This window comes from Cellulophaga sp. RHA19, assembly GCF_002813425.1.
Lineage (GTDB): Bacteria > Bacteroidota > Bacteroidia > Flavobacteriales > Flavobacteriaceae > Cellulophaga.
Genome location: NZ_PHUL01000001.1, coordinates 1,396,478 through 1,417,329, shown reverse-complemented (window position 1 = coordinate 1,417,329; position 20,852 = coordinate 1,396,478). Strand labels below are relative to the sequence as shown.

The following is a 20,852-nucleotide window of genomic DNA, read 5'->3' as shown; positions in this document are numbered from 1 at the left end:
TCATTAAACACCTTGTTTTGCAGGGTGTTTAAGTTTTTACATACTAGTAAAAGCAATAGTAGGCTGTTTGGCTTGTAATTCTTAAATTTGCCCCATTCTAAATAGCAGAAGACAAGCATATGAACTACGATTTTAAAGAAATTGAAGCCAAGTGGCAAAAATATTGGGCAGAAAACCAAACTTTTAAGGCAGAAAATAATTCTGATAAAGAAAAATTTTATGTTTTAGATATGTTCCCTTACCCTTCTGGTGCGGGGTTACACGTTGGCCATCCACTTGGGTATATTGCAAGTGACATTTATGCTCGTTATAAAAGACACCAAGGGTTTAATGTGTTACACCCAATGGGATACGATTCTTTTGGTTTACCAGCAGAACAATATGCTATACAAACAGGGCAACACCCTGCAGTTACTACTAAAACAAATATTAACAGGTACAGAGAACAACTAGATAAAATTGGTTTTTCTTTTGATTGGAGTCGTGAGGTACGTACTTCTAATCCTGATTATTACAAATGGACACAGTGGATATTTATTCAGTTATTTAATTCTTGGTACAATAACAACACCAATAAGGCTGAAGATATTTCTACTTTAATTCAGGTTTTTGAAAAAGAAGGAAACGCAACCGTAAATGCTGTTTCTGATGATGATATTAATGTTTTTTCTGCTGATGAGTGGCAAGCATACGACACTAAAAAGCAACAAGAAATTTTATTACAATACAGACTAACATACTTAGCAGAAACCGAAGTAAACTGGTGTCCTGCTCTTGGTACTGTATTAGCTAATGATGAAATTGTTAACGGAGTGTCAGAACGTGGCGGACATCCTGTTATTCGTAAAAAAATGACACAATGGAGTATGCGTATTTCTGCTTACGCACAACGTTTATTAGATGATTTAAATACAATAGACTGGCCACAACCTTTAAAAGACTCACAAACCAACTGGATTGGAAGAAGTCAAGGTGCATCTGTTACTTTTAATGTAAAAGACCATAAAGAGCAAATAGATGTTTTTACTACTCGCCCAGATACTATTTTTGGAGTTAGTTTTATGACTCTTGCTCCAGAACATGAGCTTGTTGCAACTATAACAACACCAGAGCAAAAACAAGAAGTAGAAGATTATATACAAGCCACTGCAAAACGTAGTGAGCGCGAGCGTATGGCAGATGTAAAAACCATTTCTGGTGCTTTTACTGGTGCTTACGCAGAACATCCTTTTACAAAAAAACTTATTCCTATTTGGATTGGAGATTACGTATTAGCCGGCTACGGAACAGGAGCTGTTATGGCAGTACCTTGTGGTGACCAGCGCGACTATGATTTTGCTAAACATTTTAATATTGATATCCCTAATGTTTTTGAAGGTGTAGATATTTCTGAAGAAGCTTATGCAGATAAAGAAAAAACTTTAATTGCCAATTCAGATTTCTTAAACGGATTAGCTTATAAAAAAGCAATGAAACTAGCCATTTACGAGCTAGAAAAAATAGGTCACGGTAAAGGCAAAATTAACTACCGCTTGCGCGATGCTGTTTTTAGCAGACAACGTTACTGGGGAGAACCTTTTCCTGTGTATTACGTAGATGGTATGCCACAAATGATAGATGCCAAACATTTACCTATTACATTACCAGAGGTAGAAAAATACTTACCAACCGAAACTGGTGAGCCACCATTAGGTAACGCTAACGTTTGGGCTTGGTGCACTAAAGAAAATAAAGTTCTAGACAATAGTGAAATAAACAATGACACTATATTTCCGTTAGAGTTAAACACAATGCCAGGTTGGGCAGGTAGTAGTTTTTACTTTAACCGTTATATGGATCCAAATAACACAGATGCCATATTTTCTGATGATGCAATTAACTACTGGCAAGATGTAGATTTATACATTGGTGGTAGTGAGCACGCAACCGGACACTTATTATATGCACGTTTTTGGCAGAAATTTTTGTTTGATAAAGGCGTAGTTCCTAAAAATGAGTTTGCTAAAAAACTGATTAACCAAGGAATGATTACAGGTACTAGTGCTTTTGTCGGTAGAGTTGATGGCTTCCAATACGAGAGAGGTACGTGGGGAGCAAAAGGATATTACGGGGGAGCCTATAACGTAAAATCTGATATTTATATTTCAGCTGGTCGTTCCAATGATCAAGAATTACTAAAAGATTTATTAAAAGCAAATAAACCTGAAAAAAGTAATGCAATCAAAGCTTATAACGAAATAATAAATGATATAGAAAACTTCAAGATAAGTATCCGTCAAGGAGTTCACGCAGATGTTTCTTTCGTAAATGCTTCAGATGAGTTAGACATTGAAGCTTTTAAAAACTGGAGACCAGAATACAAAGACGCTGAATTTATTACTGAAGAAGATGGTACTTTTAAGGTTAAGCGTGAGGTAGAAAAAATGTCTAAATCTAAATACAATGTGGTTAGTCCAGATAGTATTTGCGAAGATTATGGCGCAGACAGTTTACGTTTGTATGAGATGTTTTTAGGCCCATTAGAGCAATCTAAACCTTGGAACACTGCTGGTATTACAGGTACTCACGGTTTCTTAAAAAAACTATGGCGTTTATATTTAGATGATAACGGCGCTAAATTTACAGATGCTACACCAACAAAAGACAACTTAAAAACATTACACAAAACCATTAAAAAGGTTGCAGAAGATATAGAGAACTTCTCTTTTAACACGTCTGTATCTACCTTTATGATATGTGTAAACGAGTTGTCTAGTCAAAAATGCACTAGTAAAGAAATTTTAGAAGCCTTAGCCATTTTAGTTTCTCCTTATGCACCACATATAGCAGAAGAATTATGGCAGCAATTAGGACACACAACTTCTATTGCTACAGCTCCTTTTCCAAAGTTTGATGCATCACACCTTGTAGAAAGCAGCAAAGAATATCCTGTTTCTTTTAATGGTAAAATGCGCTTTAAATTAGAATTGCCATTAGACTTATCTAAAGACGAAATTGAAGCTACAGTAATGGCACATGAAAAAACTATTGCTCAATTACAAGGTCGCGAACCTAAAAAAGTAATTATAGTTCCAGGAAAAATAATAAACATTGTGGGGTAAAAACCTTAAAAAAACAATATATTTTATATACACCCCTATTTTTATAGGGGTGTTTTTTATTTAAATAATAATTTTAACCACACACCCCTTAATTTTATCGATTAATTAGAAATAATTTTAATAATTAATTTAATTTAGCACCAAAATCTAAAATAGTTAATTATGATTGTTGGTATCCCACAAGAAATTAAGAATAATGAAAGCCGAGTTGGTATGACACCTGGTGGAGTTTTTGAGTTAACAAAAAACAATCACACCGTATACGTACAATCTGGCGCAGGCTTAGGCAGTGGCTTTAGCAACAAAGACTACCAACAAGCAGGAGCAGCAATTTTAGACACCATTGCACAAGTATACGCAATGAGTGAAATGATTGTAAAGGTTAAAGAACCTATAGAAGAAGAATACGAGCTTATAAAAGAAGGACAAATTTTATTTACATATTTTCATTTTGCATCTAGTGAAGCATTAACCAAAGCTATGATAAAGCAAAAAGCTATATGTATTGCCTACGAAACTGTTGAAGACAATGACGGCACTTTGCCACTACTAACTCCAATGTCTGAAGTTGCAGGAAGAATGGCAATACAACAAGGTGCAAAATACTTAGAGAAACCAGTTAAAGGTAGGGGCGTACTTTTAGGTGGCGTACCTGGTGTTGCTCCGGGCAAAGTTTTGGTTTTAGGCGCTGGTGTTGTTGGCGTACAAGCTGCTAAAATGGCAGCTGGTTTGGGCGCGCACGTCACCATACTAGATGTAAACATGAAACGCTTACGTTATGTTAATGATGTAATGCCACCACATGTTACAACAGAATTTTCTAACGAGTTTAACATTAGAAAACACATTAAAACACATGATCTTATTATTGGCGGTGTACTTTTAAAAGGCGCTAAAGCTCCTAACCTTATCACCAGAGATATGCTAAAAGAAATGAAACCCGGTACTGTAATAGTAGATGTTGCCGTAGACCAAGGCGGCTGTGTAGAAACTACCAAACCAACTACCCATGAAGACCCAATCTATATTATAGATGATGTTGTACATTATTCTGTTGCAAATATGCCAGGAGCTGTACCTTACACCTCTACAATGGCATTAACCAATGTAACACTGCCTTACACCTTAAAACTAGCCAACTTAGGGTGGGAAGCTGCTTGTAAAAAAGACGCCTCTTTACATAAAGGCTTAAACATTGTATTAGGTAAAATAGTTTACAATGAAATTCTTGAAGCTTTTGGTTGGGAAGAAGCATTAGCATAAACTTAAACACATGTCAGTAAAATAAACCTCGCTAAATTTGGCGAGGTTTTTGCTTTTTAATTGTTATATTTATTTTTTTAAACACAAACTATGTATACATATTATATTATTATTGGTGCAGTTGCTTTAGTTAGCTGGATTGTTAGCAATAGACTTAAAAGCAAATTTAAAAAGTACTCTAAGGTGCAATTACGCAACGGAATGAGTGGTGCAGAAATAGCTGAAAAAATGTTAGCAGATAATGGCATTAGAGATGTAAAAGTGATTTCTACTCCTGGTATGTTAACAGACCATTATAACCCAGCAAATAAAACAGTAAACCTTAGTGAAGGTGTTTACAACCAACGCAATGCAGCTGCTGCAGCGGTTGCAGCTCACGAATGCGGACACGCAGTACAACACGCTACAGCATACCAATGGCTAACAATGCGCTCTAAATTAGTGCCTATTGTTAGTGTAACATCTAGTATGTCTCAATGGGTAGTTTACGGGGGCGTTGTTTTAATGGCAGTGTCTGGTATTGCTGGTGGTGTAGGATTTTGGATAGCAGTTGCCGGTTTGGTAATGATGGGTTTTGCTACATTATTTAGTTTTGTTACTTTACCTGTAGAGTACGATGCCAGTAACCGTGCATTAGCTTGGTTAAAAAATAAAAATATGCTTAGCCAAGAAGAATATGCTGGCGCTGAAGACGCTTTAAAATGGGCTGCCAGAACATATTTAGTTGCTGCTTTAGGTGCATTAGCCTCTTTAATATACTGGGCTTACCAAGTATTTGCTAGAGATTAACTATTTACAGTACATAAAAAGCAAAAGGGTGTCTTTAAAAGACACCCTTTTTTATTGGGCATAATGTTGCTCTAAAAAATTCCCCAAACCATTAGAACCAACTCTAGTTAGCGTTGCTCACTACACCCAACTTTACTTTGCTATATGTTAATGTTTAAATACAATGAAAACCTGTTTTTAACCTCAACCTTTCCGTTGTTTAAATCCTGATCTATTGGCAACATACTTGTAACACCTAAAGAGTACTTTTTATAACTAGCCTCTACGCTTAGCTTACCAAAAAATACATCGCCCCCCGTATTTAAAACCGTTAAGTTGTAAGACTCATCCTCACTATAATTTTCACCACCAACACCAATTGCAGGTGTTAGCGCAAAATTAGTAGACAAGTAATATGTTTTATAAGTATTTAACCCATAATTTAACTGATTACCAAACTGGTAGTCTTTAGAGTTTTTTGTTTTAAAAGTATAATTAACCATTGCAGACATTCCCCAATTGTTATGAGAAAGTCCGTAATTTACCGCCGTAACATAATCCCAACTCCCTGTTCCTAGCTGAAAACTGGTGTTTACACTGCCTGTATTATTAGCTCTATCAAAACTACCGGTTGGCATTTTTACACCACCACCTATTTGCAAAGAGTGTTGTGGGCCAACCACCATAATACTATCTTGTTTTGCTAATATTTTGTAAAAACTTAAAACTGTTATATCTCCTAAACCATTAATATTCTGAGAAGATTTGTTTGCAAACTCTCTATTATGAAAATGATAAGGCACAATTGCATTTACTAAAAAACGCTTACCAATTGGCACTCTACCCCAAGCCTGTAGTGTATTAAAGTTTTCATCTATCCAAGGAGAGTCGTTAAAAATACCATCTCTAGATTGGTAACTTTGAGATATGTAACGCACTCCTGCAAAATTAGTATCTAAACCAGTACCAAACCCCATACTACCGCCATTACCACTACAACCACAAGTGTCACAAAAGTCCTCAAAAATGTAATGCTTTGTAGTTGTCACCGTTTGCAAACTATCTGTTGGCTCCGTTTTATGTATTGCAAACACATTGCACACAACCAATAGACATGCTATTATTATTAATTTTTTCATATTCTATTTTTCTGAAAATCGTTCGTCTGTTAAAAAGGTATTATCCGTAAGGGTATTTAAAAAAGCAATAATTGCAACCCTCTCATCCTCTGTTGTAGCAATACCTAAATTACCATTGTTATTTAACAACGGATCTAGCGTTTCTGAATCTACAACTCCTTCATTATAAAAAGCCAATACCGCCTCTAAAGATCCAAAACGCCCATCATGCATATATGGCGCTGTTACCGCTATATTTCTAAGACTTGGCACTTTAAATTTGTAATTATCAGCCACAAAACCAGTTACTTTTCCTCTTCCTATATCATCTAATTTAGGATTAGGTTGCAAGCCATTATTTCTAAAACTTCCATCAGAAAACAATGCTGTAGCGTGGCAACTAGCACATTTTTGCTCAAAAAGAGCTAAACCCTGTTCTTCCACTTCGGTTAGTTGAACTTCTTTATTTATATACTTATCATACTTTGCATCTGCAGAAATCATAGTTACCATAAACTGCGATAATGCTAACAAAAAGTTTTCAGAATTCACTTCTCCATCTTCAAAAGCCTCAGCAAACAGTTTTTTGTAACCAGATTTGTTCTTCAGTTTTTCTATAACATTTTCTAGCGTCTCATCCATTTCTACCTCTGTAGTAATAGGAATTACAGGAAAAAGGTCTAAATGACCAGTTGCACCATCCCAGGCAAAATTTTCTAAAAAAGCCATATTTTGCACAGGCGGCGTGTTTCTTGTTCCCTCTAAATCGTTTACGCCATGGCTAAATGTATGTCCGTGATGTGTAAATGCATATTTTTGTTCATGACAAGATCCGCAAGAAATTGTACCTGTAGAAGATACTGCACCATCATAAAACAATTTACGACCAAGCTCTATTCCGTTTTCTGTTAACGGGTTGTTAGTTAAGTTGTACGTTACCTCCGGAAAATGAGCTGGCACCTCTAATTCTACCGAAACATTGGTGTAACCATCATCACTATTTTGACAACCCACAACAGCTAACAAAGTTAAAAAGAAACTAATTTTCTTCATATCAACTAAATAAAAAATAGGAGCTACAAGCCCAGCTAAAACCAAAACTAAAACCAGGCCCGTAACACACTATTAAATTTTAATGACTACTGTTACCAGCTTCATTATTATGTACGTGATCTACCTTAAAAACTAATGGTACGTTAGCCGCTACTTTTACAGCACCTTCGCCACCCATAATTGCATTGCCATAAGCCTCTAAACTTACTGCTTGTTTAGCTGTTAAAAGTGCATTTGCATCTGTAATAATATGTACTTCTGGAGCCATATCTTCATTTACAATAATTGCAGAACCAGTTGGTACCTCTATAGTAGTTTCTGTGTAATTAGTAACCTCATCACTAGCTCTACCCAAGTGAACTTTAAAATTTTCATCTGTAGTTGTACCAGATGTATAAGCTCCTTCAAAATTGATATACTTGTAACCAGAAGCCCAAGACCATGTCATATCATACTCACTAGCAGCATCCCAAAAATCTCCTGCTCCGCTTAAACCTTGATCGTATTTTTCTTTATCTACACCAATACCAAACTTAACAGCTTTGTATGTACCTGCTGGCACACCTTCTAAAACTATTTCTGTATTATCAGCAAGCTCATCATTAGAATCTTCACTAATAATAAAATAGCTACTTTCTTTTGGGTATGAATACTCCATACCGTCTTCATCTATTAAAACAATGTTACTTATTATGTAGTTTAAACGAGATACCGTTAAAGCCTCACCGTTTGCATTTGCTGTATTAGCTGTTCCTAGTGTTAACTCATTTCCTGCAAAGCCACTATCAAACTCTAAAGTAACCTGTCCTGGATTTACATTATCCATTTCTCCGTCATCATCAGACGAACAAGATGCTAATGCTATTAAACTAAAACTTACTACTATCGATTTTAAAAAATTTGTTTTCATTTTAAACTTTTACTTATTTCTTATTCTATTTTGTATGATTTTATTGTGCGTTTAGTTCTAAAAAAATCATATTACAGCACCATATTTCTATAAAACGAAATGGGAGTATTGACTTTTTTAAAAAAATAAACAGCGGCGTTGTTAAGCTTTAGGTTGATAATAAACAACACAAAGAAATTATGATTTTACAAAGACTGAAAAATCACATTAATACGAAGCTTAACTAATAAAATTTAAGAAATAGGAGGACGTAAAAGGCCAAAAACCGATTTGTAGTTATAGGTACTCTCTGCAGAAAGTATTTTCGATTTTTTTTCTAAAGTAGATTGTGAACTCAAAAAAAGATCTTCACTATTTTGATGAAACAACAACTGAAACTCAGATTTTACAACACCTTGCTCATTGTGCTCTTCCTGGGTAGACTTCTCTATAGATTTCATTAAAGCACACTTACCATTACACTCTAACTCTGGCTTGTCTTGATTTATACACAAAACCTTAGAGATATAATCATAATTAACCACATACTCCATAAACGGGAATATTGGTTTAAGACATATAATAAATGCTATTATGAGTAACGTTTGTTTCACGCCGCAAATTTACTATTAAAATGAGTTTAAAACTAGAACATTTGTCATAAATAGCTACAATTATATCTGTATTTGCCTATCTATTTGCTGATCTAATGATATAAAGGTTTCTGTTCTAGAAATACCTTGTATTTGTTGTATTTCTTTATTTAACACCTGCATAAGGTGCTCATTATCTTTACACAAAACTTTTATTAAAATAGACCAGTTACCCGTAGTATAATGACACTCTAAAACCTCTGGAATTTTCTCTAGCTCTTTAACTGCACTTGGGTTACTCATAGCTTTATCTAAAAAAATACCAATATATGCCATTGTGGTATAGCCCAAAACTTTAGGGTTTATAACAAACTTAGAACCAGACATAAGTCCGGACGTTTCTAACTTACGTAAACGTTGGTGAATTGCAGCACCAGAAATTCCTATTTTACGAGCAATTTCTAAAATAGGCTTACGAGCATCTTGCATTAGATACCTTATAATTTTCTTGTCTATTCCGTCAATTTTTATTCTATCGTTATCAAATTTCATAAGTCTAGTTATAAATTAACCGTAAATATACCAATATAGCTTTAAATGCTAACTATGTTCTACTGTAGAATTGTACCCTTTATACTCTGTATTATATTCTTTAAACACAATACCATACTCTTGTAACTCGTTTAAAATAGGCTCGTAAATGTCTTTAGTTATAGGTATTTGCACACCGTAATTTTTAACTTTATTATTTAAAATTAGCAAGGTTGCTATGGCAACTGGCAAACCAACAGTTTTTGCCATTGCAGTATGCGTTTGGTTTTTACCCAAGGCAACCATATTAGAGTCTATTTGTTTTTGTTCTCCGTTAAGTGTGTAGCCAAATTTATGATACATCACAATCATATCCTTATCATCCTTATCTAACGTCCAGCTTTGCTCTAAAATTTGTTGTAATATTTGAGCAGGAGTACCATTTTTTAAAGTTATAAATTTAGAATCATCAAAAATATGAAGTTCTAGCAGCTTACCCCACATAACATCATCCTGATCTATTTTTAGGTAATGACGCAATTTAAGCTCCACAGAATCTGTTGGTGAATATGGCAAAAACAAATTGGTAAACGATCTGTAACTCATATTTTCAGAGTTTTCAATAGTATAACTATCATCTGTCATTCCTAGTTCTACAAACATATTCCAAGCCTTAGAGAAACCAACTCTGCGCATTGTTCCTCTATATAAAGTAAGTACATCTTGTAAGCCATAAGCTTCTCTATATTTTAAAGAGTCTCTGTTTGCGTAGCCTTCAAACCTACCAAAACCTTCTACATTAAAAAATTCGGTTCTTCTAAACAGTTTGTTATAAGGTATGTATTTATAAGTACCCTCTTGTATAAATTTTGCTGCACCACCTTGACCCGCAACAACAACGTTTCTTGGGTTCCAAGTAAACTTATAGTTCCATAAATTAGTATCGCTCTCTGGCGCTACTAAACCACCAGTAAAAGACTCAAACAACAACATTTTACCGCCTTGCTCTCTAATATCATCTATAATTTGCATGGCACTCATATGATCTATACCAGGATCTAATCCTATCTCGTTCATAAAAACAAGTTTATTTTCTTTAACCTGCTTATCTAAGCCCATTAACTCATCACTAACATAAGATGCTGTAACTAAGTGCTTTTTAAAACCAACACAATCTTTAGCTACTAATATGTGTAAACTAGCAGGCAGCATAGATATTACTATAGTAGCACTTTGTATTAGCTTTTGTCTCTCTTCAATATTAAAAATATCTAAACCAACAACTGTACACGCATTGTGGTTTGCAATATTTGGAGCTATATTTTGCGGTTGTAGGTCTCCTATAGTTATATGTAAGTTTTCTTCTTTTGCCTTACCAAGTAAATAATCTAATAAATAAGCTGTAGATTTTCCGGCTCCCAATACAAGTATTTGTCTTAACATATGTTTTATTACTTTTGATAGTGATACTGATGAAAACATCAGTTTTGTTACATTTATAAATTTACAAACGTTTTTTGTTATGAACAAAACAATTTTAAGTGCAGGAGTATTTTTTGGTTTTACGGCTGTAATCATTGGTGCATTTGGTGCTCATGGATTAGAAAATTTAGTAGATGCCAAGTCTATTGCATCATACAAAACCGGAGCTCAATACCAAATGTATCACGCCTTGCTTTTACTTGTTTTAGGCCTATTACCGCAGCTTACAGTAAAGCAAAAGAAACCAATTTTTTACGTTTTAGTAATAGGTATTATTCTTTTTAGCTTCTCTATATATGTTTTAAGTATTGATACTATTTTAGGATTTAATGCAAAATCTATTGCTTTTGCAACTCCAATTGGTGGATTATTTTTAATAATTGGATGGTTTTTATTAGGTTATCGCATTTTTAAACATTTTAACTAAACATTTGATAATTAAACCATATAACTGTATTTTTTTTTTAGCTTTGCATTAACATTAAAACTAAAACTATGAGCACTTATAGTCCAGACACGAAAACGATTTCGTTGGAGGAATATGGTATTACAAGCACTGACATTAATTATCAATTATCTCCGTCAGAATTGCACAAAATAACTTTGGAAAAAGATATGGGTAAAGAAGCCTCTTCTGGAGCTTTAGCAATTAATACTGGCGAATTTACAGGTAGATCTCCTATGGATAGATTTATTGTAAAGGATGATGTAACTGCTGACAAAGTTTGGTGGGGAGATATTAACATTCCTTTTGCACCAGATAAATTTGATGCACTTTATGACAAAGTGATTGATTATCTAAACGAAAAAGAACTTTATGTTAGAGATGCTTACGCATGCGCTGATAAAGATTACAAGTTAAACATTAGAGTTATTAACGAGTACCCTTGGTCTAATATGTTTGCTTACAACATGTTTTTAAGACCAACTGTAGAAGAGCTAAATGGCTTTGATCCAGAATGGACTGTTGTTAATGCCCCTGGTTTTATGGCAGACCCAGAAGTAGATGGTACACGCCAACACAATTTTGCAATTTTAAACTTTACAAGAAAAATTGCTTTAATTGGTGGTACTGGTTACACAGGAGAAATTAAAAAAGGTATTTTTTCTGCGTTAAACTTTATTTTACCTGTTTACAAAGACACATTGCCTATGCACTGTTCTGCAAACGTTGGTAAAGATGGTGACACTGCTATTTTCTTTGGCTTATCTGGTACAGGTAAAACTACCCTGTCTGCAGATCCTAACAGAAAATTAATTGGTGACGATGAGCACGGTTGGACAAACGAAAATTCTGTTTTTAATTTTGAAGGTGGTTGTTACGCTAAAGTAATTAACCTATCTGCAGAAAACGAACCAGAAATTTTTGGTGCAATTAAAAAAGGTGCCATTTTAGAAAACATTGTAATGGATGATAAAGGTGTTGTAGATTTTGCAAACACTTCTATTACACAAAACACAAGAGTTAGTTACCCTATTTATAATATAGAGAACATACAAGAACCATCTATAGGTACTAACCCTAAAAATATATTCTTTTTAACAGCAGATGCATTTGGTGTACTGCCTCCAATATCTAAACTAACTCCTGCACAAGCTGCTTACCACTTTATATCTGGTTACACTGCTAAAGTTGCAGGTACAGAAGCTGGTGTTGTAGAGCCGGTACCATCTTTTTCTGCTTGTTTTGGCGCACCTTTTATGCCATTACACCCAACTAAATATGCAGAAATGCTAAGTGCAAAAATGCAAGAAGCTGGGGTTAATGTATGGTTGGTTAACACTGGCTGGACAGGCGGACCTTACGGTGTTGGTACACGTATGAAATTGAAGTACACACGTGCTATGATTAATGCTGTATTAAATGGCGATTTAGGTTTATACTCTTATGATAAATACCACATACACTCTGTATTTGGTGTTGCACAACCAAGAGAGTGCCCAGGTGTACCTACAGAGGTACTTAGCCCAAGAACAACTTGGAATGATGATGAAGCATACTACAAAACTGCTTTTAAATTGTCTAACGCGTTCCGCGAAAACTTTGCCAAGTTTGAGTCTTACGCTAATGAAGAAATTAGAAGAGGTGGCCCACAACGCTACGCCTTTTAAGCATAACACTGTACTTAGTACAGCTTAATAATTTTAATTACAAAATCCAGAGGAGCTAGCTTCTCTGGATTTTTTGTTTTTAAAAATGTACGTTTTATCAACTATAACAAAAAAAAAGAACTTTTACATTTATTTGCATTTGTGAAGTGAATAAAGCTTAAAAATCTAAGTGCGTGTGTTTATAGCATATGAGAAGAATAAACGTAATACATTGAGGTTATTAGGTGGTTTTACACAATTATGAAGAAGATTACATTATTAATCCTATTTTCTTTTCTGCTACCCTTATGAGTGTCTTTTTACACGCTACGTTTATACAAAATACAATTAACAAAAATATACTGTAACATTTTAGCTAGTTAATTGTCTTATGAATAAACTAACACATGAAACACTTATACTTAACTATTGCATTATTATTTACACTATTTAATGCATATTCTCAGCAAACGCTCTCCGAAATAATAAAGAAAAATACTTCAACTTTTCATTATCAGGATAATCAGTTTAAAGGAGATGGATGGGAAGAAATATTGGGTCAAATAAAAGAACACAAGAATGTTCTAATTGGTGAAGATCATTTCTTTAATGAAATTCCGTTATTTATCTCTAAAGCAACATCACAAGTAAAATTTGACAACTTTTTTTGCGAAATAGATCCTTATTCTGCAAAAATAATTGAACAAAAGATACATACCTTAAATGAAAATGAACTTACACAATATGTAAGTGACCTAAGTAATAATCTTTCATTTTCTTTTTATTCTATGGTACCTGAATTTAATATGCTAAAAGATTTAGTCCAAGCTAATACAAACATAATTGGCACAGACCAAATTATGTTAACTGCAGATAAACTAATGGCAATAAAATTACTTGAGATAACAAAGAATGAAGTTGCTAAAACAATATATGAAGATATAAAAAAGAGGTCTGATGAACATTTTCAATTATTTATAAATAAAAAAGGAGGTCCCTATTTTTTTTCTGAAAAGTTTGAACAAAACCTTAAAAAACTGGAAACACTTAAATTAAGTTTAGAAGAAAAATTGATTATAAAAGATTTAAAGTTATCTAGAGAAATATATATTACACAAAATCACTATCTAAGAATTCAATTAATGAAAAATAATGTTTTCAAAAATATTGAACTTTTAAAAGAACATAAAAATTTATTTAAATATGGAGCAATTCATATAAATAAAGGCGAGAGTATATTAGGTGGTTATGACATTGGTAATTTTGTTTCTAATATAACTGATGCAAATTTTGACTCTTCTTTACATGTAATGATAATAGGCAAAAATGGAACACAAGGAATTCCTTTTAGTAAGGAAGTTCAAAAAATAGATTTAAATAGCAAAGATTTAAAACATTATAGCGTGTTTTTTGAAAATACAGAAGGAAAAGAATGGCACTTGTTTAACACATCTAAAATTTTAAAAGGTGTAAATTCTAACAAAATAAAAATAGACAATAAGGTATTGCTAAAAACATTAAAAGGCTTTGACTATATAATTGTAATACCTGAAGTTAGTGCCGCTTTAAACATAAATTAACCTTTGTGAAATTAGCTATTTAAACCCAATACATAATATTTGTTTTTAGCTAAGTTACAAACCAAAACTAGAGTACTTATTATCCCTACTAAATTTTATACATAAACGCCTTACCAACAATTTAAAAATAATAAATGAGTAACAAAACAGTATCTTTAATAGGTGTATTAGCCACAATCATATTTATAAGTAGCGCTCTTATTGGAGGTTTATTAATTGATGATTATAGTGTTACTAGCCAATACATAAGTGAAACTTATGCAGTAGATACAGAATATGGGGTATGGTTAAGAATCTTAGGTTACATACCTAGTGGCATCTTATTTACTATTTTTTGCTTTGTTGCAATTAAGTATTTCCCTTCTTCTAAATTAATAAAAACTGGATTTTTGGGTGTTGGTGTATTCTATGGTATTGGAACTATTGTAACGTCTATATTTGCTTGTGATAGCGGTTGTAATCCCGAATTTATAAACCCAAGTATTTCGCAAGTAATACATAATTTATCAGCCTTATTAATATATGCTATTGTTCCTATAAGCATTATTATAGCGGGTATTGGTTTAACAAAATTCTCTAATTACAAGGCTCTTTCTTTTTCATCTATTATTTTAGGTACTCTAAGTGCTGGTTTGGTTTTTTTATTATTTTCTAATCTTCAATCAGATTTTTTAGGCCTATACCAACGAGTTATTGAATTATTAATTTTAACTTGGGTATTGATATGTGCTTTTAGAATAAAAAAAACAGGCAATAATGATCTTAATTGATATAATTTTTGACATTTAATCTAAGTTAAATACTAATTTCATATACCAACTATAATACTAACCACTTGCTATAACACAAAAAAATGAAGTTTTTAATTATCATTGGAATAGTTTTACTGATTATAATTTCTGTTTGGTATGCTAAAAAAACTGGTGTAAATTCTGAATTTCACAATAAACAAAAAGCACTAACTGTTTCTGACACTATAGATAATCCTTTAGATTTTGGATACAAGATGGTTTGGATTGCTGTAAAAACAAATCAGAAAAAAAAACTTGCTGAAATTATTAAATTAAAAAGCATTAAACCGGCAAATTGGAAAAGTGGTATTAAAACAGCTTATGAGGACGGAATTTACATTACTCCGCAAATTGGAGAATGGAGACCTTAATTACCGGAAATAGATTGGTAAACAAAGGAGATAACAAAGAAAATATGGCTACATTAGAAACTCTCTTAAATTATTTAAGTGCAGAGTTTGGAGAAGCACAATTCTTTGGTACCAACCGAGTAGTAGAATACCATAGTTGGATGAAGTCTAAGAATGGAAAAATGGAACGAATTTATTCGTATCTTGGTGAAAGTATGGAAAACATTAAAGTGTTTGGACAACCAACTGATGCCGAGGACCAATTAACTCTATTTAATTCTTTCTCTAAAGATGCTGAGAATGAAGCATATTTTGAAAGACAAGATTTAACCTATGCAGATGAAATGTTAGTTATGGAGATTGCTGGTAAATGGGGTGTAAATCCTACTGTATTATCTAAACGAACAGATATAAAGAAAGAATTAGGACTAGTTGGTGAGTAATTGCTATAACTAATAAAAATAACCGTTGCACACGCCTTTAATACTAGTGTGTATTATCATATTTTTTAAATTTTAAAACGATAATTATTATGAAAAACCTATTAAAAACATTACCAATTCTACTATTATTTGTAACCTTTAGTGCGTTTAACACTAATGAAAAAAATTCTGAAACAAAGCCAAACGGACTAAAAATTGAAATTATATTTAATAGTAATTTACAGCCTGATGATTTAATTAATATAAAGAAGAAATTAGCTTCTAACGGAATTACTCTTACTTATAAGTCGTTTGATTTTAATGAGAATAATGAATTAATAGCTATTTCATTTGATGTTGACTGTAATGATGGATTTAAAGGTGGAGCTAAAAAGCAAAATATTACTAGCAAAACCAGATGGGGATTTTTTAGAGATTACTCAGAAGATGCAGAAAGTCCGTTTGGAATAGGTCTTTTAAAATAGAGTTTTATGAAAATAAAATTTTCATCAATTTTAATTCTAATTACTCTTATTTCTTCTGCTAGTTATGCCCAAAAAACAAACAAGTTTAAAATGACTAAAGAAGTAAAGCAATTGATAGAATTAGGTAGAGATTCTATTATTAAGCTGGCTCTGCCTTTGGTCGATAAAAATGTAAGCTTAGAAAATTTTTCTAAAACTAGTGTACAAAGTAACGGCACAGAGGTTTATGTTGCTTTTTCTAATCCTGTTATGTACTTGCCATTAAATACTGTTTTTTATGACGGTGTTGGTGTAAATTTAACTACTGGATCTGGTTACAAAAGCACCGTTGCTAATCCTGCAGGTTATAATACTCAAGAAAAAACACCTTATTATTTACAAACAGAATCAATTAAAAAAAACGTAGCGTTTGTATGTAATGCCATAGACTCTTTTAATTACGCAGATATAGCCAATTTTAATGGTAGTATGCGCATTTTAGAAAAAGAAAACCATTACAACATTAGTGTTGTATCTGAAACGCAAGAATCATGGTATAAAGTTAAAAAAGTGACTGGTAAAATGTTTGATGAAGGTCACGCTCACCTAGAGCTACCACCAATTACAGAGGATAACCAAAATACGTTTAAAGAAGTGCTTTTTAAGAAGTAAAAAACAGCTTGGCTAAACAATCTACTATCTTTTAAGCTCTTCATTTAAAATATTACACCCTTTAAAATTGGTTTAATTTTTATATTCTAAATTAGGATCTCAAATTCTTAACCAAAAAATAATCGTATTACAATGTCTAACTTAAACGAAATAAGGAAAAATTATTCAGTTTTCACTACCGATAAGCTATTAAATATTGCTAAAGAAATAGACGGTTTAAAACCTGAAGCTATTGTATTACTACAAGAAGAGTTAATTAAGCGAAATGAGTTAGAGGAAGCTTCTAAAATAACCAAACACCTTATAAACCAAAAGAACGAGCAAGAACTAAGAGACAATTTTGATCCTGAAAATTATATTAAAAAAGAATTAGAAGCTGGAGAATCTATTGAAAATATCAAATTTAAGCTGAATACAATGGGCATAGATATGTTTGATGTTATAAAGAAAGAACAGTCACAAGAAAATATAATTGTAAACTATATTGAATCTAAAAAACTTGAAGGAGAATCAAAAGAAACAATAGATAATGATTTGAAAGAAAACTTTAATGTTGACTCTAATTATTTAAATGAAGTAAAAAATAAATTAAGAGAAAAAGGAAAAAAGAACATAACAATTGGTATTGTATTACTGGTTGTTTCTATTTTAATTAATATTTTTTTACTTACCAAAGGAAGCATAAGTATACCTGCAATATTACTTTTTGGTTTAGGAGTTTGGAAATTAGTAAAAGGAGAGCATCAATTAAGAAAAAATTGAAAAAACATTTAAACAAAATCTCCTAAATTTATCATTTAACACACAACTAATCTACTAAAAAAGCGTTAGTTACTACTGTAGTGTATACAAATTACACCTTAACCAAACTGTAAAAAAGCATATTACTGCTTTAAAAAAACCAAAAATTATGGGTTACATTAAATTAATCTTATTTGCTATTATGCTAGTTGTAGGTATTATAAGTATCATTAACTATTACCAAGGCAAAGGAGATATGAAAAGGACACAAGCCAGCATTTTAGAAAACTTAACCCATGATAGAGTCCTCACAGAAAAAGAAATAGACAGTTTAAAAAAACTATACAAGATTAAATTAGAACGAAATACGCCTGTATATTCTATATCTGGAACTGTTGGGTATATTGTTTTTGAAACCAATGGTCAAGGTCAAAAAGAATGGCAAATTGGAGGTGTTATAATTGCTAATAAATCTGCTAAAATTTTAGCTAAAAAAAATATTGCTCTTGAGCAGTTTATTGTAAACGATAAAGATGTAAATCCTAAAATAGAAGCTCTTAATAAGGAACTAGAAGCAAACACTATAACCGAAGAAGAAGCTACTGCAAAAGCTAATATTATATTTGAGAAGTATACAAACAACACTATAGAGTTTGTAATAGCAAATCCATTAAAAAAAGAAAAACCTGTTTACGTATTAAGCTATAAGAATAATGATATGGTTACTCCTGTTAATTTGTTAGCTTAGTGTAACAAAACAACCTATGAAAACACTTTTTATTTTTATTTTAACAATAAGCACAATGAGTTCTTTTGCACAAAAAAAAGATTCGTTAATTTCTGCTTTTGGAACCAATTTTAAGCTGTATAAAAATTTAAATACAAACACTTTTGAGGTACATAAGAATGATGAAAAAGTGATTTTTAAAAACCTAAAAACAGCTGTACGCTTAAATGGTTTTTTACAAGTTTTAGATGAAAAAAATAGTATGTTTTATATTAACGAAAATGGCGCTAAAGTAAAAGAAGCTAACTTAATAACAGAAGTTTGTGGCACAGTACCAAATTACACCTATAAAATACTACGCAAAAACAATACATTTATTGTAACAGAATTAGTGGGTTACGATGGTGAAGAAAACGTTGCACCCAAAGAAATTGAAAGTATAAGTGCTGAGGGAATTGATAAAATTAATTTTCCAAATGGAACAAAAAAAGTAACGTTTGATGCTAACGAATCTATGTTTTACGCTACAGAAATATTTTTAAATGCTGTATTAATTAACAAAGGCAAAAAACAAGGTGTTTTATACAACAATACGGTACGTTATTTTGATGCTGTAACCTACGCAAACGGCATTTTAAAAGTACAGACAAACAATAAGGTTGGGTATTACAACATTACAAAAGTTAAATACAAAGATGTAGAGCCTTTTGTTAACGGATTGGCTAAATTTACAACCACCAATAATAAAACAGGTTATATAGACGCTAACGGAAACGAGTATTACGATTAAAGCATAAAGGCTTGGCAATAAACTTTAAAAACATAGCATACCTTAAACACGGAAACCAAAGACAAAGATTGGCTTTTTCTGAGTTAAACAAATATAAAATTCTAGAAAAACTTAAAAAGTACAATCCTATTTTAACTGGTACAATACCAATAGATATTGATATTAAAGAGAGTGATTTAGATATTATTTGTGAATGTAAAAATAACGCTGAGTTTTTAGCATACTTGCAACAGGAGTTTTCTACTTATAAAAACTTTAAAGTTTATACCACTTTACAAAACAACATTACAGCTACAATTGCAGAGTTTAGAACAGAGCATTTTTTGTTTGAAATATTTGGTCAAGATATACCTACAACCAAGCAAAATGCATACCTGCATATGGTTATAGAGCATCAGATTTTACAAGAAAAGGGAGTTGATTTTAAGCAACAAATAAAAGAATTAAAAAATAGCGGCATAAAAACAGAACCCGCTTTTGCTAAATTATTAGGTTTAAAAGGAGACCCGTATGCTGCATTACTAGAACTTAAAGACAAAATACACTAAAAACAACCTTGTTTAGGCAACGTTATAAGCGTTATTAACGTCTAGTAAGTAAACAACCTTACTAAGACCATTTGTTATGACCAAAAAACAGTTCTGGAATCAGCTATTACTTTTTATTACAGCTCTACTTTTAATTTTAAGCATAAGAGAATACCTATCATACCTTTTCATTCAAAAAAAAATTGAATCCTATGCCATACACACACTTTTAAATATTTGTGCCAATTTAATTTTAATTGTTGTTTCTTACTTTTTTATTCAAAAAAATAAGCTTGGAGAATTAGCAGGGCTTCAAAAAAGAAAAGTAAACAAATGGTACCTGTTACTATTTCCTCTAATATATTTAGTACTCTTAAACATACTAATTATAGATGTTGTAGATATACAAACATTGCTGCCAAACGTATTGCTTTTTTTAACATACTGTATTTCTATAGGCTTTGCAGAAGAATTAAGCATTAGAGGTTTTTTACAATCTCACCTTATAAATTACTTAGGCAACACACGTAAAAATAGTATCATCTCTGTTTTTACCGCAGCACTCTTTTTTGGTGTTATTCATCTTTTAAATTTTGATACCGGTATTTATGGCGAGTTGGCACAGCTTATTTACGCTACTTTTATTGGTGTAATGTTTGGCTTTTTATTAGTAATAACAAAAAGACTATACCCTTTAATTATTGTGCACACCATAATAGATTTTGTAGCAGATTTAGATGTTGTAGGTATGCCTATTAAAGAAAAAATAAGCGAACTTATGTCTTTAGAGACTGCTGCACTAATTACAGTATTAGCCTTGCCTTGTTTTATTTACGGCATATTTTTAATGACAAAATACAAGCTTGTAAAAACTACTGCTAGTAATGCTTAAAAAAGCA

At 32.2% G+C, this 20,852-nt stretch carries 22 protein-coding genes; 16 read left to right on the top strand and 6 right to left on the bottom strand.

All coding sequences use genetic code 11. The features are described 5' to 3' along the window. The first annotated feature begins 119 nt into the window (after positions 1-119). From AX016_RS06265 to AX016_RS06255, 3 genes are all read left to right on the top strand, one after another. Positions 120-3,101, top strand: a complete 2,982-nt coding sequence (locus AX016_RS06265; RefSeq protein ID WP_100894800.1) for a leucine--tRNA ligase — start codon at positions 120-122, stop codon at positions 3,099-3,101. 162 nt (positions 3,102-3,263) lie between these two features. Then, complete coding sequence (gene ald, locus AX016_RS06260; protein WP_100894799.1) at positions 3,264-4,364, top strand: alanine dehydrogenase; 1,101 nt, start codon at positions 3,264-3,266, stop codon at positions 4,362-4,364. Between the two features lie 90 nt (positions 4,365-4,454). Beyond that, positions 4,455-5,153: a zinc metallopeptidase gene (locus AX016_RS06255; protein ID WP_100894798.1), complete on the top strand. Its 699-nt coding sequence runs from the start codon at positions 4,455-4,457 to the stop codon at positions 5,151-5,153. Between the two features lie 140 nt (positions 5,154-5,293). Here the strand turns inward: AX016_RS06255 and AX016_RS06250 are convergent, their stop codons facing one another. From AX016_RS06250 to AX016_RS06225, 6 genes are all read right to left on the bottom strand, one after another. Next, positions 5,294-6,271 carry a transporter gene (locus AX016_RS06250; RefSeq protein WP_232732601.1) on the bottom strand — a complete coding sequence of 326 codons (978 nt, stop codon included), beginning with the start codon at positions 6,269-6,271 and terminating at the stop codon, positions 5,294-5,296. Positions 6,272-6,274: 3 nt separating this feature from the next. Next, positions 6,275-7,303, bottom strand: coding sequence for a cytochrome-c peroxidase (locus AX016_RS06245; protein ID WP_100896813.1), 1,029 nt, complete (start codon positions 7,301-7,303; stop codon positions 6,275-6,277). Positions 7,304-7,382: 79 nt separating this feature from the next. Beyond that, the gene (locus tag AX016_RS06240) at positions 7,383-8,213 is read right to left on the bottom strand and encodes an MbnP family protein (protein WP_100894797.1); all 831 of its coding nucleotides are present in this window, start codon (positions 8,211-8,213) and stop codon (positions 7,383-7,385) included. 233 nt (positions 8,214-8,446) lie between these two features. Next, on the bottom strand, positions 8,447-8,746 hold the full coding sequence (locus AX016_RS06235; protein ID WP_100894796.1) for a hypothetical protein: 300 nt from the start codon (positions 8,744-8,746) through the stop codon (positions 8,447-8,449). 120 nt (positions 8,747-8,866) lie between these two features. After that, complete coding sequence (locus tag AX016_RS06230; protein ID WP_100894795.1) at positions 8,867-9,337, bottom strand: Lrp/AsnC ligand binding domain-containing protein; 471 nt, start codon at positions 9,335-9,337, stop codon at positions 8,867-8,869. 48 nt (positions 9,338-9,385) lie between these two features. Then, positions 9,386-10,759 carry a saccharopine dehydrogenase family protein gene (locus tag AX016_RS06225; protein ID WP_100894794.1) on the bottom strand — a complete coding sequence of 458 codons (1,374 nt, stop codon included), beginning with the start codon at positions 10,757-10,759 and terminating at the stop codon, positions 9,386-9,388. Between the two features lie 79 nt (positions 10,760-10,838). Between AX016_RS06225 and AX016_RS06220 the strand changes: the two genes are divergently transcribed. The 13 genes from AX016_RS06220 (at position 10,839) to AX016_RS06160 (ending at position 20,845) form a co-directional block, all read left to right on the top strand. Then, positions 10,839-11,225 (top strand): DUF423 domain-containing protein, encoded by a 387-nt coding sequence (locus AX016_RS06220; RefSeq protein WP_100894793.1) that lies wholly within the window; start codon positions 10,839-10,841, stop codon positions 11,223-11,225. Between the two features lie 68 nt (positions 11,226-11,293). Next, positions 11,294-12,910, top strand: a complete 1,617-nt coding sequence (pckA, locus tag AX016_RS06215; RefSeq protein ID WP_100894792.1) for a phosphoenolpyruvate carboxykinase (ATP) — start codon at positions 11,294-11,296, stop codon at positions 12,908-12,910. 386 nt (positions 12,911-13,296) lie between these two features. Continuing rightward, on the top strand, positions 13,297-14,469 hold the full coding sequence (locus tag AX016_RS06210) for a hypothetical protein (RefSeq protein WP_100894791.1): 1,173 nt from the start codon (positions 13,297-13,299) through the stop codon (positions 14,467-14,469). 134 nt (positions 14,470-14,603) lie between these two features. Further along, the gene (locus tag AX016_RS06205) at positions 14,604-15,239 is read left to right on the top strand and encodes a DUF998 domain-containing protein (protein WP_100894790.1); all 636 of its coding nucleotides are present in this window, start codon (positions 14,604-14,606) and stop codon (positions 15,237-15,239) included. 83 nt (positions 15,240-15,322) lie between these two features. Further along, positions 15,323-15,631 carry a hypothetical protein gene (locus tag AX016_RS06200; protein ID WP_100894789.1) on the top strand — a complete coding sequence of 103 codons (309 nt, stop codon included), beginning with the start codon at positions 15,323-15,325 and terminating at the stop codon, positions 15,629-15,631. Further along, positions 15,619-16,053, top strand: a complete 435-nt coding sequence (locus AX016_RS17275; RefSeq protein WP_100894788.1) for a hypothetical protein — start codon at positions 15,619-15,621, stop codon at positions 16,051-16,053. The genes AX016_RS06200 and AX016_RS17275 overlap by 13 nt, the downstream gene beginning before the upstream one ends. A gap of 89 nt (positions 16,054-16,142) precedes the next feature. Continuing rightward, entirely contained in the window at positions 16,143-16,517 is a 375-nt protein-coding gene (locus tag AX016_RS06190; RefSeq protein WP_100894787.1) for a hypothetical protein, read from the top strand. 6 nt (positions 16,518-16,523) lie between these two features. Further along, entirely contained in the window at positions 16,524-17,168 is a 645-nt protein-coding gene (locus AX016_RS06185; protein WP_100894786.1) for a hypothetical protein, read from the top strand. Between the two features lie 132 nt (positions 17,169-17,300). Continuing rightward, on the top strand, positions 17,301-17,930 hold the full coding sequence (locus tag AX016_RS06180; protein WP_100894785.1) for a hypothetical protein: 630 nt from the start codon (positions 17,301-17,303) through the stop codon (positions 17,928-17,930). Between the two features lie 148 nt (positions 17,931-18,078). Further along, a complete protein-coding gene (locus AX016_RS06175) occupies positions 18,079-18,657 on the top strand; it encodes a hypothetical protein (RefSeq protein WP_100894784.1) in 579 nt (192 codons plus the stop codon). A gap of 16 nt (positions 18,658-18,673) precedes the next feature. Further along, a complete protein-coding gene (locus AX016_RS06170) occupies positions 18,674-19,426 on the top strand; it encodes a hypothetical protein (protein ID WP_100894783.1) in 753 nt (250 codons plus the stop codon). An 11-nt stretch (positions 19,427-19,437) separates the two neighbouring features. After that, entirely contained in the window at positions 19,438-19,974 is a 537-nt protein-coding gene (locus tag AX016_RS06165; RefSeq protein WP_100894782.1) for a DUF4269 domain-containing protein, read from the top strand. A 76-nt stretch (positions 19,975-20,050) separates the two neighbouring features. Continuing rightward, positions 20,051-20,845, top strand: a complete 795-nt coding sequence (locus AX016_RS06160) for a CPBP family intramembrane glutamic endopeptidase (protein ID WP_100894781.1) — start codon at positions 20,051-20,053, stop codon at positions 20,843-20,845. The last annotated feature ends 7 nt before the right edge of the window (positions 20,846-20,852 follow it).